Source organism: Spirosoma horti (assembly GCF_054776595.1).
This window is the reverse complement of the sequence record NZ_BAAHBQ010000011.1, coordinates 13039-27892: the sequence shown is the minus strand read 5'-3', so window position 1 is coordinate 27892 and position 14854 is coordinate 13039. Positions and strand designations below refer to the sequence as shown.

11 protein-coding genes are annotated in these 14854 nt (G+C 48.3%); 7 read left to right on the top strand and 4 right to left on the bottom strand.

Translation table 11 applies throughout. From position 1 onward, the window contains the following. The first annotated feature begins 445 nt into the window (after positions 1–445). Positions 446–691: a hexameric tyrosine-coordinated heme protein gene (locus ACYVAM_RS28005; RefSeq protein ID WP_461073309.1), complete on the top strand. Its 246-nt coding sequence runs from the start codon at positions 446–448 to the stop codon at positions 689–691. A 70-nt stretch (positions 692–761) separates the two neighbouring features. Beyond that, positions 762–1199, top strand: coding sequence for a carboxymuconolactone decarboxylase family protein (locus tag ACYVAM_RS28000; RefSeq protein WP_461073307.1), 438 nt, complete (start codon positions 762–764; stop codon positions 1197–1199). A 110-nt stretch (positions 1200–1309) separates the two neighbouring features. Here the strand turns inward: ACYVAM_RS28000 and ACYVAM_RS27995 are convergent, their stop codons facing one another. Continuing rightward, positions 1310–1861 carry a cupin domain-containing protein gene (locus ACYVAM_RS27995; RefSeq protein WP_461073305.1) on the bottom strand — a complete coding sequence of 184 codons (552 nt, stop codon included), beginning with the start codon at positions 1859–1861 and terminating at the stop codon, positions 1310–1312. 455 nt (positions 1862–2316) lie between these two features. Between ACYVAM_RS27995 and ACYVAM_RS27990 the strand changes: the two genes are divergently transcribed. From ACYVAM_RS27990 to ACYVAM_RS27970, 5 genes are all read left to right on the top strand, one after another. Next, a complete protein-coding gene (locus ACYVAM_RS27990; protein ID WP_461073302.1) occupies positions 2317–3390 on the top strand; it encodes a catalase family peroxidase in 1074 nt (357 codons plus the stop codon). A 122-nt stretch (positions 3391–3512) separates the two neighbouring features. Continuing rightward, positions 3513–4307, top strand: coding sequence for an SDR family oxidoreductase (locus ACYVAM_RS27985; protein ID WP_461073300.1), 795 nt, complete (start codon positions 3513–3515; stop codon positions 4305–4307). A gap of 15 nt (positions 4308–4322) precedes the next feature. After that, positions 4323–5138, top strand: coding sequence for an alpha/beta fold hydrolase (locus ACYVAM_RS27980; RefSeq protein WP_461073298.1), 816 nt, complete (start codon positions 4323–4325; stop codon positions 5136–5138). Positions 5139–5216: 78 nt separating this feature from the next. Next, the gene (locus tag ACYVAM_RS27975; RefSeq protein WP_461073296.1) at positions 5217–6005 is read left to right on the top strand and encodes an alpha/beta hydrolase; all 789 of its coding nucleotides are present in this window, start codon (positions 5217–5219) and stop codon (positions 6003–6005) included. A gap of 54 nt (positions 6006–6059) precedes the next feature. Further along, positions 6060–7517: an aldehyde dehydrogenase family protein gene (locus ACYVAM_RS27970; RefSeq protein WP_461073294.1), complete on the top strand. Its 1458-nt coding sequence runs from the start codon at positions 6060–6062 to the stop codon at positions 7515–7517. 43 nt (positions 7518–7560) lie between these two features. Here ACYVAM_RS27970 and ACYVAM_RS27965 read toward each other — a convergent pair whose 3' ends face one another. From ACYVAM_RS27965 to ACYVAM_RS27955, 3 genes are all read right to left on the bottom strand, one after another. Further along, positions 7561–9816, bottom strand: a complete 2256-nt coding sequence (locus ACYVAM_RS27965) for a tetratricopeptide repeat-containing sensor histidine kinase (RefSeq protein WP_461073292.1) — start codon at positions 9814–9816, stop codon at positions 7561–7563. Positions 9817–9893: 77 nt separating this feature from the next. After that, the gene (locus tag ACYVAM_RS27960) at positions 9894–12191 is read right to left on the bottom strand and encodes a tetratricopeptide repeat-containing sensor histidine kinase (protein ID WP_461073291.1); all 2298 of its coding nucleotides are present in this window, start codon (positions 12189–12191) and stop codon (positions 9894–9896) included. Positions 12192–12355: 164 nt separating this feature from the next. Next, entirely contained in the window at positions 12356–14734 is a 2379-nt protein-coding gene (locus ACYVAM_RS27955) for a tetratricopeptide repeat-containing sensor histidine kinase (RefSeq protein WP_461073289.1), read from the bottom strand. Positions 14735–14854: the final 120 nt, after the last annotated feature.

The window sequence follows — 14854 nt, the reverse complement described above, 5'->3', positions numbered from 1 at the left end:
GCAATAATCAAATGTTTCTTAAACAGTTGTTCATGAATTGGATAAACTGAGTTAACCACTTGTTATAGATACTGGCTACGAATGGCTTTTAGTCGTCCTGCCCTTAATTAAGCACTTCGTTGTACGCTGCCTTGGGAAATAGCTTTTACCGGGGCAGCGCTTAGGTAGGCACCTCCAGCGTACCTGTGAATCCCCCGAATGGGCCTGAATTCTCCAGATTTTTTGGACTACCCGCCCAATTATATATTTATATAGCCTCTATTATTCTTCTATAAATCGGCCTGTACAGCATTTAAAGCAGAGGGTGATTATTGTTTTTCCAACCATCACCTTCGGCACAAGGTTTGGCGCAACCCTATTGATTAAGGGAAATAGCCAGAATGAATTAAAGGCCATTTCTTTATTAAACTTTCTAATAGTTAAAATTATAACCTTTTCAAGATTCATGGAAGCGATAACACTAGTTCCTCAAAATAGCCTCATAACGGCCACCCCGGAGGAAGGTCGCCAGTTGGCTATCAAGATGGCCCGATTAATTATAAAGACGACGCAGCCTGATGCACAGGTTCGGGAAAATTTGCGCGCTGTCTACACCAATGATGCCATGATGTTACTGGCGGTTGGCCATACCGTGGCTATCGAGTTTTCAACCATTGCAGCTGCTAATGACTATTGGCGTGGTACTCGCTAATTATGCGTTTAGTATCGATGCGATGTGGACGACCAAACGACTATCAATCTTATTTTAACCAGCATAAACAATGGAAAAGCGCTTAAAAATCGGCTATATCGAGCCCGAGTACTACAAAATACTTTCGGCTCTTGATACCCACATCGCGGGTTCCGGCCCAACGGTATCGCAACTGGATTTGCTCAAAATCAGGGCTTCGCAAATCAACGGGTGTGCTTACTGCATTCAGTCGCATACCAAAGACGCCAGGGCACATGGAGAAACCGAGAAGCGCATTTACGCCCTGGATGCCTGGGAAGAAAGTCCCTACTTTTCGGCTGAGGAACGGACGTTGCTGGCGTTGACGGAAGAGGTAACGCTGATTCGGGACAAACGGGTATCTGACGAAACCTATCAGCGGTCCATTGCCCTGTTTGGTGAACAGCTAACTGCGAACCTCATTATGGCTATCATCAGCATCAACGCCTGGAATCGAATTGGTATAGCCACCCGCATGACGCCCGTCTGAGTAAAGAACACTTTTTTTGTGATTGATGGAGTCAATATAGACTCGAAACTACCGCAGGCATCGCTTGGAGCATTCCGGCTGATGCCTGCGGTAGTTTCGTATACGCCAGGCTAATCGATGTATTGCTCATAGGTAGGTTTGTAGCCAGCCAGATAGGCTACCGGAGTAAGGAGAGTAAAAAAGAGCTTTTGCCACATAAAGGGCCAACTGGTTAGTCTGACGGCATGCGAGAACATATTGGCGGTTAAGGCAAACTGGAGCATTCGCGGGATACGCCGACGGTTGATCGTCTCGACACTTGCTAATCCGGCTACTGTCTCCAGCAGGTACTCTGTGTTGAGGGCCGGTCTTACCCGACAGTTTATCACCGTTGGCTGAGTTGATTCATTCCACAATGCATGTGGTTTGTTCGCATCAATGAACAACGACTCACCCGCTTTCAACGGCCTGTACTGGCCATCAATCAGAACCGTAAGCTCGCCCGATAGTACATCCAGTTCCAGCGTTTGTTGAGGGAGACAATAGAGGACTGTCGGCTGCCGTTGGGGCTGAAATGTCGCGATCATACCCAAAAATCGCCCACCCGTGTTTTCTGCCGTGTGCAAGAACGTGATTACCTGACCTGTTTTGGCATTGCGTATTACTTTGTTCTGGTAGGCCATGTCCGTATGGTTAATAGGTCTGATACTTGTTAGAAAACAAGGCGCATGCCAGAAGCGGCATCAAAACTCAGTCGAAACATCCCGCAATTTGTTGACTTCTGCCGAAATGGAGACTTGCCTTGCACAACGCCTGATTTTTCCTTTTAGGTGAGTCGAATACAAGCTCTTTTTATGAAAATTTTATGGCGTTGGTCATGCCCGTTGGCAGGTAAAAACCCGTCTAAGGAATTTTGATTGGGGGCTTCCTCCAATAGCTTCGTACTTCCTTACGAAATTGTTTAACTATTCCAGATATACTGGATTGAACAATTGGTCTTTACCCAATTCTGGTATGCATCAGCCGATTAAAAAGGCCATTTCCAGCTTATTAAGGGGTATATTAGACGATCCAGATTTTTGGCGACCTTCGGCACAGGGATTGGTACAGGGTTGCTGAACCATTACTAATCATCTATATGCAACCCTTTTCATTTACTCCGAACAAGCTAACCGGCGAACGCCTTAGCCTTAAAGGCAACCTCTTCACTGTGACGCTGCTACTGATTGGCCTGGTGCCAGGCGGTGGAAACCGGGTCATGGCTCAGGATGGAAACGCCGGTATCAAATCGACGACGAAAGCAACGCCCATTCAGGTCGTAGATATGTTTCACACGGCATTTGGTAAACATGACGGGCGGGCCGTTCATGCGAAAGGCTTCATTTTGGAAGGTAGTTTTACACCCGCACCAGAGGCCCGTGCGCTGACGAAAGCGGCCCATTTACAAAGCAGTTCGCTGCCGATTCTTGTTCGATTCTCCGACTTCACGGGGATTCCCAATATTCCCGATACGGTAGGGGCCTCGCACCCACGGGGGATGGCCATCAAGTTTCAAATGCCCGAGAATCAATCGACCGATATCATCTTCCACAGCTTCAACGGTTTCCCGGTATCCACAACAGACGAGTTCAAAGTTATGCTGGAAGCCATTGGTGCCAATCGCGAAGGGAATCCGGCCCCACTCAGCCAGTTTCTGGCGACACATCCCATCGCGAAGACGTTCCTGACAACGCAAAAGCCGTTCACCCCAAGCTGGGGTACGCTGGCCTATTTTGGCGTGAATTCATTTAAGTTCACCAACAAGGCGGGCCAATCACAGTACGTTCGTTATCAGATCATACCCGAAGCCGGAGAACAATTCCTGACGGCTCAGCAGGTTGCCCGGTTAGGCCCCAATTACCTACAAGAAGAAATTAAGGAGCGGGTGGCCAACAAACCGGTCGTGTTTAAGCTGTATGCGCAGATCGCTCAGAAAGGCGACAAGATCGAAGACCCATCCATTGCCTGGCCCGATAGCCGGAAACGGGTTCTGCTTGGAACGGTGACAATTATCAAAGTGGCCGCGAACACGGTAACGGAGGATAAAACGCTGTTTTTCAATCCCAATAATGTACCCGAAGGAATAAATATTGCCGACCCCATGCTGCTGGACCGGGCACGCGCCTATCCTATTTCGGTGGGTGGACGTCAGGGGGCTTTTGAGGTACATTGACGGTATACCGGCAGGTTGAAGTGCAGCCGCTCCACACCGCTAAATAATTTGACAGTTGCGCCAGCAAACCAGTCGCATAGCGGCCTGACAAAGCCTGGATTTACTCTAAACTCTTTACAGACATGCGAACAGTATTGATTACCGGGGCGACCTCAGGTATTGGATTGAGTATTGCCAGCAAGCTTCATGAAAACGACTTCAATGTGTTTGGCACCAGTCGTTTTCCGGAGCAGCATCAACACAAGGTTGCGTTTAAGCTATTGCCTTTAGACATCACCTCCGAGGAGTCGATAAAAAACTGCATCGCTGCGTTATCGGCTAACTCGTTGGTCATCGACGCGCTTATAAATAATGCAGGAAATGACCTGAATGGGAGTGCCGAGGAAACCAGTTTGGCATTAGCCCGCAGCCAGTTCGAGATTAACTTTTGGGGAACGGTCAACATGACAAAAGCTGTCCTGCCGTTGATGAGAGCGCAAAAAAATGGTCAGATCATCACCATTGGCTCCCTGGCCGGACTGGTTGGCATTCCCTTTCAGAGCTTCTACGTGGCCTCGAAACATGCGTTGGAAGGTTTTTTTAAGTCGTTGAGATTTGAAGTGAAGCCATTCAACATCCGTGTGTCCGTGATTGAGCCTGCCTTTTTCAAGACGAATCTGGTAAAGGGGTTTATCTACGCTGAACCAACTATTGCGGCTTATACCAAAGCCCGGGACAACGCCTTGTCGGTCTATTCGAGTTCGATAAAGAACGGCCCCTTGCCGGAACCGGTAGCGGAAACAGTAGTACAAATTCTGAATACAGCCAGGCCCCACTTTAGCTACCGGGTTGGCATCGATGCTAAATCCCTCCCGCTCATTCAATTTCTGTCTTATCCCTTATTTGAATGGGGAGCCGCAAAACGATTCAAACTCTAAAAACACCCAATACGTATGAAAACTTTATTTTTCTCTCTACTCCTGACCAGCACCCTGCTGGTTCTGCTAACGGCCTGCAACGATGACAGTGACCCGGCACCGACAAATACCTATGTGCTCGTTCATGGGGCCTGGCAGGCTCCTTACGCCTGGCAATATGTCCAGAGCCAACTGGAGCAAAAAGGCCAGAAGGTAGTCGTTGTCGAATTACCCGGCCACGGAGCCGACAAAACAGCACCAGCTACGTTAACGATGGATGTTTATCGGGACAAGGTGATTTCCGCAATCAACAGTGTACAGGGGAATGTCATTCTGGTTGGGCATAGTATGGGTGGGGTGGTGGTTACGGCTACCGCCGAGAAGATTCCAACCCGTATCAATAAGCTGGTTTACATTGGCGCGTTCCTCCCGGTCAACGGCCAGTCGCTGCTGGCGTTGGCTTCGACCGACAGCACATCCCTGCTTGGCCCCGCTCTGATACCGTCGGCCGACAATCTGACGCTGGGTATCAAACCGGAAAGCTTAATCCCGATTTTTATTCAGGATGGGTCAGATGCGGTGAAAAAACTGGTTGTCGACAATTTTCAACCCGAGCCCGCTATTCCTTTTACCAATCCCGTAACGCTTACGGCTGCGAATTTCGGGAAGGTAGATAAGTACTACGTTCACACTGCTCTGGATCATGCCGTAGGCCTGCCTCTGCAAAAGCGAATGGTCGCAGCGGCAGGAATTAAGAAAACCTATACGCTCAACAGTAGCCACTGTCCGTTTCTGTCGATGCCCGACCAGGTAACGACGGTACTCATGGACATCGGCAACGCTCAAAAGTGAGGTTAAATCACTTCGTATAGTAGTGACCGTCATTTATTAATTGACTAAAAAAACGTCTCTAAGGACATTTTCACGAACATGGAAGCAAGCAAAAAACGACCGATTCTTTTTATTACGGGTGCCTTTGTCGGAAACAACTGCTGGGATGAATGGATCTCGTACTTCTGCGCGAAAGGGTATTCCTGTAGCGCTCCGCCCTGGCCCTATAAGGATGCTTCGCCCGCCGTACTCCGAAGTCGTCAGCCCGACCCGGATATAGCCTCCATCCGTCTGGCTCAGTTGACCGATTACTACGCTGAAATTGCCAATCGCTTCACGGAGAAACCCATCCTGATTGGCCATTCAATTGGCGGCCTGATGGTTCAGCTTTTACTGCAACGGAATCTGGGAACGGCGGGCGTGGCTATTCACCCCGTGGCTCCGCAGGGGCTCCTGACTTTTGAGCTATCCTTCTATAAATCCACCTGGCACCCATTGGGCTTGTTTACCGATTCGGATGAGAGCTATTTGATGTCGTTCGAGGATTGGCAGTACATTTTTACCAACGGGATGCCCTATGAGGCCCAGCGCGAAGCCTACGACAAATTTGTGGTGCCGGAATCGAAGAAAGTATCGAGGGACGGCCTGACTGAAGCGGCTCATATTGATTTCGCCAAATATCACCCCCCGTTGTTGATCACCTCGGGCAGCACGGACCACATCATTCCGGCTTCACTCAACCATACCAATTACCTGAAGTACAAAGACAGTCGCTCCATCACCGACTATAAAGAATTTGATGGGCGTAATCACTTTGTACTGGGCCAGCCAACCTGGCGCGAAGATGCCGAATACATCCTGAATTGGCTGGAAAGCACCACGGTTTAGCGTTATGATTTTGGTAGTCAGGCTGAAAATTAATGACAATAAACAGGCTAAATCATGAATTCCTACACAGATTTAAATAAACAGTTCATCAACGGCCACTGGACAGATGGGGGTGCCGAAGTAACGATCGATAACCTCAATCCATTTACGGAGGAGGTTATCCATTCGTTGCCGTCAGCGGCCACTCCTGATGTCGATGCCGCTTTTCAGGCTGCCAGACACTCGTCGGCTTCATGGGCGGCCACCAACCCACTGGTTCGCCGGGATTTACTTCTTAAAGCCGCCCGGCTCATTTCCGAACGGCAGGAGGAATTCATCGACTGGCTGACCAAAGAAGCAGGAAGTACCTATATCAAAGGTGTTATTGAGGTACAACAGGCGCATGATATTTTGGTAGAAGCGGCCTCGTTTCCAACCCGGATGCACGGCCGGACAATGGCGTCGACTATCGACGGAAAAGAATCGTATGTATACCGTAAGCCATTAGGTGTCGTCAGCCTGATAAGCCCCTGGAATTTTCCGTTATACCTCTCCATGCGGACTATTGCACCCGCGCTGGCGGTTGGCAACACGATGGTCGTCAAGCCCTCGGTGGAGTCGTTGGTGACGGGGGGAACGATCATTGCCAAATTGCTTGAAGAAGTAGGGTTTCCGGCGGGGGTGTTCAACGTAGTGGTAGGAAAATCAGATTTGATTGGCGACTATTTCACCGCCCATCCCGTATCTAAACTGGTTTCCTTTACCGGCTCATCGCCGGTAGGTAAAGGTATCGGTCGGATTGCGGGCGAGTCTGTCAAGAAGTCGGCACTTGAGCTGGGCGGTAATAATGCCTTCATTGTGCTGAACGATGCCGACGTTGAGCAGGCCGTGGCAGGTGCCATATTTGGGAAGTTTCTGCACCAGGGGCAGGTGTGCATGGCCACAAACCGGATATTGGTCCATCAGTCCCTCTACGAAGAATTCAAGGCCAAATTCGTAACCCATGCCCGAACATTACCCTATGGCGATCCGGCTAATAAACAGACGGTCATTGGGCCGGTAATCGACAGCAAAGCGGTAAAACGTATTCTGGGTATGATCGACGAATCGGTCAGGATGGGGGCAATCGTTGACACCGGAAATCAGGCAGAAGGCAATGTCATACAACCTACGGTGCTATCGAACGTAACGGTCGATATGCCCATCTTCCGGGATGAAATTTTCGGTCCTGCGGTGAGTATCATGCCGTTCACGACAGATGAAGAGGCCATTGCGCTGGCCAATGCCACCGAATATGGGTTAAGCGGTGCCGTGCATACCCGTGATATATACCGGGGTATGAAGCTGGCCCGGCAGGTCGAAACGGGCATGATCCACATCAATGATCAGTCAGACAATGACGAAGTCCATGCGCCTTTTGGTGGCGAAAAATCATCGGGTACGGGCCGCTTTGGCGGAGACTTTATGCTGGAAGAAATGACCACCCTGCAGTGGGTAAGTTTAGCACATGAGCCGCGACAGTATCCTTTCTAACCTAGGATAGAGTCATTGAAACGAATGTGAAAATATAAGTTGATTACGCCTCATAGTTTAACTTCTCCGCTGTAAACAGCAAACTTATCTGTAACCCGTCGTTTTTATCGATTTGAAGGGTGCCTTTTAATTGTTTACTCAGTCCCCAAATTAAGCTCATACCCAGTGTTTGACTTTGATGCGGGTTGACATCGGAAGGTAAGCCAATGCCATTATCCCTGATCGTGAGCCGGTAGGTTTTGCGATCAGGTTTTGTTAGTTCAATGGCGATAAAACCGTCCCTTTCTGACGGAAACGCGTGCTTTAGTGAGTTGGTCACCGCTTCGTTTATGAGTAGGCCCAGCGGAACGGCCACCGTTATGTCCAACCCAGCAGGGGCTACAGCAATTTGCTTCCGGACGGTATCCTGACGGTCAAAGCTTGTAATCAGGTAATCAACAATTTCTTCTATGTACTCGGATAATTCAACGTTGGCTAATTGGTCGGATTGATACAGCTTCTGATGAATCAGCGCCATAGCGTGTACGCGGTTTTGACTTTCCCGAATAGCTGACTGGGCCGTCGGATCGGTTAAAAACATGCCTTGAGAATGTAGCAGACTGCTGATAATCTGAAGGTTATTTTTAACCCGGTGATGGATCTCTTTGAGCATCCACTCTTTCTCCTCCAGTAGCTGATCTTTTTCGGTGATCACTTGCTGGAGGAAATCATTTTTCAGGTTGATTACCTGCTGCTGAGCCTGAAGAAGTTGATGACTACGTTGTTTGAGCCGGTACCGGTTGTAGCTCACGCCGAGCAGACCCGCTAATAGAATAGCCCCGGCAATGACGCCATAGCGAGTCGTTTGGGCCCGCTTCAATTCGCTTTGCTGGCGATGTTCTTTTTCGGTCAAGAGCTGTATTTGCTGCTCTTTTTTCTGGGTATCATACTGAATTTCCAATTCGTTAATCTGCCTGCTTTTGCTCGCATTAAACATGGAGTCATTTAACGCTTTGTACTGCTGAAACTGAGTAATAGCGGCAACATACCGCCCCGCAGCAGAATCTACTTTGAACTGCATTAAGTGCACTTCCATGAGGATATTGGCGGGCACTTGACCCACTGGGGCCGCCAGCAGTTTATGGAGAAAGGGACTGGCTTTGGAAAACTGATGTGTTGCCACATAAAATCGCCCAATGCCCATGTTCGCAACCAGGGCTACCCAGGACACGGTTTTTCTGCTCCACTCAATGCTTTCTAAATAATAGGCTTCTGCCCGTTTGTATTGCTTCAGGGCGGCATAACACTCCCCAAAACTCTCGGCCATTGTCATTTTATCATCAACGACAAGTGGCAGGTTTTTTCGATTAATAGCTGTCAAAAATTGTAGTGCTTCCTGTGCCTTACCCTGTTTAAGTAAGGCTCTGGCTAACTTTTTAGCCATTCCGGCATCGACAATCACCTGACCTTTCTTTTCACTAATGGCCAGCGACTTTCTATACGTATCGACACTTTTATCAATCTGTCCCAACTCAAAATAAATATTTCCCAGTCTGAAGTAGGCATAGTCCAACTCACTTTTATTCCCGCTAGCCTCTATGCTCTTGATCATCTCCAGAGCGTTAGACAGCGCATAATTAAATTCGCCCCGATAAAAACCAATATTCGATAGTGCCGCGTACGTCCTGTAAATACTTTTGTCGCCGCTGAATTTTTGGATCGCCAGGGTACGCAGGTACTCCTGTTCAGCCTCCTTAAACTTACCCTGTATACTGTGCGTTTCACCTATAGCCGACCGTATAATGGCTTCCTGTTGACGATCACCTACTTGGTTTGCCAGGGCCAGTGCATGCCCATAGGTAGTTAAGATTTCTGTGTAGTGTTCTTCGTTCTTTACAAAACCAGCTCCCATCCTGAACCAGGCTTCACTTTCCTGCGCTTTATTACCTGCCTGTCGGTAGGCCTTAATAACCTGAGTGAAGTAAGCTTTTCCTTGTGCCAGCTCGTTCTTTCTGAAGTAGTAGGTACCCAACTGATACATACTTTCGTCTTTCCATTTTCGCTTATCAAGCCGATTACTCAGCGTTAATGCCTGTTTAAAAAGCAGGAGGGTACTGTCCTGATTCGCTTTGGTTTGAGTGGGCAGACTGAGCTTATACTTACCTAATTCGAGCAATAGTTTCACCCGTGTTGTATCACTCTGACGGCCTCTCAGGTGATTGCGTACGCTGTCGAGTTGTGGAGCAGGCAACTGAGTCTGAACCTGAAGGGTAAACAGACACCAGACACTCAGACTAATTAACTGCTTCCTGTTTATCATTAGCGATTGGGTGCTTTACTGCAATAGCACGGTAGGGGTGAGTCAATGATTGAAAATTAAAATAGCCAAAGAAACTCCTAGTCCTTACCGACCATTTCTTTGACTATTTTTTCTTCCGTAAACGTCAGGCTTATCTGCACACCATCGTTATGATTGATTTGCAGACGACCACCCAGTTGCTTACTCAATCCCCAAATCAGGCTCATACCTAATGTCTGACTACGGTTCGGATTTATATCAGCGGGTAAGCCAATACCATTATCGCTGACTGTAAGCTGGTAGGTTTGGCTGTCCAGCTTTATAAGGTCAACTCGGATAATGCCCGACTGATTGGATGGAAAGGCGTGTTTAAGGGAATTGGTCACGATCTCGTTGATAATCAGTCCCAGAGGGACGGCAAGTGTCACATCCAGATCAATGGGAGCCAGTGAAATCTGCTTACGAATCGTATCTTCCCGATTAAACGATTGAATTAGGTAATCGACGATTTCCGTCACATAACTTGCCATGGGAATTGCCGTCAGCCGGTCGGATTGATAGAGCTTCTGATGAATCAGCGCCATGGCATGGACCCGGTTCTGACTTTCCCGAATGGCCGACTGCGCTACCTGGTCGGTTAAATACACGCCCTGAGAGTGGAGCAGGCTGGTGATGATCTGGAGGTTATTTTTGACCCGGTGGTGGATTTCTTTGAGCATCCATTCTTTCTCGGTCAGTAGTTGTTGCTGACCGGCTAAGAGCGTTTCCAGCGTCTGGTTTTTCTGATTTATCTCGCGTTGTTTCGTTTCAAGAAGCTGATTGCTCTGTTGCTTGATCCGGTAGCGGTTGTAACTTAATCCCAGCAGACAAAGCAACAGAAACAAACAGATCAGGATCGTATTTCGGATGGTTCGGGCCTGGTTTAATTTAGTTGCCTGAAGGTTGCTTTCTTTTCTAAGCAGGCTGATGTTATGCTTGTTTTCTTTTGTCTCATACTGGATTTCCAGCTGAGCAATCTGCTTTGCTTTGGTTTCGTTGAAAAGCGAGTCGTTCAGCACTTTATGAAGCCGAAAATGCCGAATGGCAGATAAGTAATTTCCCCGGGATGAATCGACCTTAAAGAGCATGTAGTGGATGTCTTTCACCGTCGATAAAGCGTGTTTCTGGGGAATAAAGGCCAGTGCTTTTTCCAGATAGAGACCGGCCTTTTTTATGTCCTGCTGTTCCAGATAAAACTGACCGACTTCGGCCTGAACTTTCTGTGAGATTTCGGTATTCTGATGCGATTTTTCGTACCAGTCAATCGCTTCCAGGTAGTAGCGCTCAGCCAATGCAGGCTGATGCAGGGCTTTGTAGCTATTGGCCAGACTTTGTGCGATACAGCCTTTTTGAACTTTGTTGATAGGCGGAATTTCCCGGACGAGCGAATTCAACAGGTTAATGGCTTCCTGCGGTTGATGGCGGGCAGTCATATCACGGGCAATAATACTGGCAACGTTGTACATGGGCAGCTCGGCCTGTTTTTCCTGCCGCCATTTCTGGAGTGATTTTTTGTACCAGCTAATGGCCTGTTTCTGTTTGCTCAACTCCCAGTAAATCTGGGCTACATCACCATAAAACGTGGCAGCGAGCAGGGTGTCCTGCGTCCGGTTCATGCTCTCCAGGCACTGAAACGAATAGCCCAGCGCTTTCCCATAATTTCCTTTTAATCGGTTGATGTAAGATAGCCAACTGTAGGTGTAATGGAGCTTGGGATAGCCAATGGCTTTGTAGCGATTCAACACATTGACGAACTCGTCATTACCCAAATCCAGCTTTCCCTGATTGGTATGAAACGCGGCAATCTCACGAAGGATAAAAATTTCGGATTCATAGTTCCCCAGTGCATGATAAAGGGAAGCCGCCTGTGCATAGCAAGCCTCTACCACCGGGAAATTCTTTGTCGTAAATACGGAACAAGCACCAAATCTGGCCAGCGCGTTGGCTTGCCCACTTTTATCCTTTGTGCGTTTACAGTCGTTGATGAGTTCGTTAAAAAGTAAATTCCCCGTAGTGGTGTCCCTTAATTCCATGTGGGCAACCACCAGCATAGTCTCGGCTGCGTGGCGTTTGGCAGGCAAATGAAGTGTGGTACTTAATGCTTTCGCCTGATTCAAAAATCCTCTGGCGCTGTCTAAATCTAGTTTTACTTCTCCGTATTTCAGCACATGGAATTTACCCAGCTCAATCAGCGCATTGATGCGGCTTGTGTCGTTCGGGCTACCGGCAAGCTGCTTGAGGTATTGATTCACCATTTGTCGGTTTATATTCTGTCCCCGGCTCGACAGGCCGGTCAAAAGCAGACCAATTAACAGCCCGAAGCATGGCAAAAGGCTCTTAAAAAGAAGCAAAAACATAGTCCTTTCCAATAAGACAACCTTAGGTAGCCCTATTGATGATTGCCGGTGATTAGACGTACCGATTAGCTTCATGGGCAACTGACTATACGGGATAGTCCATTTCGTATTCCTTGTGCAATTTCAACCATATTTACCAGAATACTAGCAACCTAAGGTGTTGATTAGAGCGTGGTTATCTGCTCTTTGCCAACAGCCTCCTCCGAAAACTCAAGTCGTACCTCAACCCCTTTATCGTCATTCTGCCGAATTTGCAGGCTTCCTCCAATCTGCTTGCTCAATCCATGCATCAGACTCATGCCCAGTGTCTGGCTCATCTGCGGGTTGAAGTCGGCGGGAAGGCCCGTACCGTCATCGCTTATAGCTAATAGATAGTGATTTTTCTGTGCCGTCAGGTTGACGCAGATGATTCCCGGTTTACCATCCCTGAAAGCGTACTTTAAGGAATTGGTCACTGCTTCGTTCAAAATCAATCCCAGCGGAACCGCCAGTGTCACGTCCAGTTCGAGCGGCATGACGTTGATCCGTTTACGAATGGTACCTTCCCGGTCGAAGGACTTGATCAGATAATCGACAATCTCGCCTATGTAACCTGCCATGGGGATAGCCGCCAGCCGGTCGGACTGATAGAGCTTCTGGTGAATCAGGGCCATAGCATGGACCCGGTTCTGACTTTCCCGAATGGCCGACTGGGCGGCTTCGTCTTTCAGAAATATTCCCTGAGAATGGAGTAGACTGGTGATGATCTGGAGGTTATTTTTGACCCGATGATGAATTTCCTTAAGCATCCACTCTTTCTCGGTCAGTAGTTGTTGCTGTTCAGACAGGAGGGTTTCCAATGTCTGGTTTTTCCGGTTTATCTCATGTTGTTTGATTTCCAGGAGATGGTTACTGCGTCGTTTGAGCCGATACCGGTTATAACTCAAAGCCAGCAAACAAAGCAACAGGATCGACCCACCCAGAATACCATTACGGACAATTCGGGCCTGTTTCAGCTCCCCTTCCTGAACGGTTTTCTGTTTCTGCAGAAGCACTATATTTTGCCTGTTCTTTTGGGTCTCATACTGGACTTCCAGCTGATCGAACTGATTGTTTTTCGTTTCATTGAAGATGGAATCATTCAACGATTTATGAACTCGAAAATGAGCGATCGCCGATTTGTAATCGCCCAAGGCGGAGTCGATTTTGAACAGCATGAAGTGAATGTCCTTCAGCAGGGAAAGCGAGTTCTTTTTTGTCGAATCAACCAAGAGCGGTCTTACATAAAAATTGCCCTTTTTAAACTGATTACGTTCCACATAAAACCGACCAACTTCCAGTTGGGCCTTACGCGACATTTCGAAATCGTGGTTGGCCTTTATGTACCACCTCATGGCTTCCAGGTAGTATTTTTCGGCTAGTTTATCCTCTTTAAGGGCATCGTAACTATAGGCGAAACTCTGCGCTACCGACCCCTTCTGTATGAAATTTATCGTTGGTATCTGAGTGGCCAGATCGTTGATCAATTTAAGCGCTTGCTGTGGTTTATGCTGGTTAATTAAATCCCGGACAATGATATTAGCCGCACTGTACATGCCAAAATTTGGTAACCCTTCCTGCCGCCATTTAGCCAGCGTCTTTCTATACCATTCGTTGCTCTGCCGGTACCGCCCCAGCTCAAAATACATCTGGGCCAGGTTACCGTAAAAACTGGCCGCCGATACCGTATCACCCGTCCGGTTCATGCTTTCGATGCATTGCAGGGAGTAGAAAAGGCTTTTGTTGAAATCGCCCTTCAGTCGGCTAATGGTCGATAGCCAGTTGTAGGTGTAATGAAGTTTTGGATAGCCAATCGCTTTATAGCGCTTCAGGATTGCTTGAAACTCCCTCTCGGCCATGTCCAGTTGCCCCAGATTTGTATGCAACCCCGCGATTTCATGTAGGATCAGCAACTCCTGTTTCTGGTTATGAAGCGACCGGTAGATGGCGATGGCCTGGTTATAATTGTCGAAGATCTCAGGATACTTCTTGGTCGTAAACGAAATACAAAAGCCCAGACGAAAGCGGGCGTTGGCTTCGGATGCCCGGTCACCCGTTCGTCGGCAGTCGGCGATCAACTGGTCAAACAGCGCATAGGCCTCTTTGCTATTGGCTCCCTCCAAGTAATTCGCCACGCGTACCGCATCTATTTCGTGCTGCCATGTCAGCAGATGCAACGAATCGCTCAGTTGCTTCGCCTGGTTCAAATAGGAGAGGCTTCTCGTCAGATCTTCGGGAACATTACCCGGTTTAAAAAGCTGGTACTTGCCCAGTTCGAACAGGATTCTTACCCGGCCGGTATCTGCCTTGCTGTTGGTCAACTGAGCCAGAAGTTGGTTCGCCATCTGCCGGTTTATGTTTTGTCCGTGGGCGGGTAGATCGCTCGTGAACAAACCAAAAAACAGGCAGACGGTTAGCCAGGCAAACCTGGAAGGCCATTGAAGGATTGACAGGGTTGATCGTGCCGAGCCGGTCGGCCTTACTCTTGACTGAAGAAACAGGAAAATGGTAACTGACTCCATCATGATCAATTAAGCTACAATACGTTTAAAGAAGTCAGCGGTTGCCTGGACCGCTGACTTCTTTAAACGCTTCATGTCCACCCTGCAAAAATGGCACCGGGTTTAGATGCCTTCATTCACATC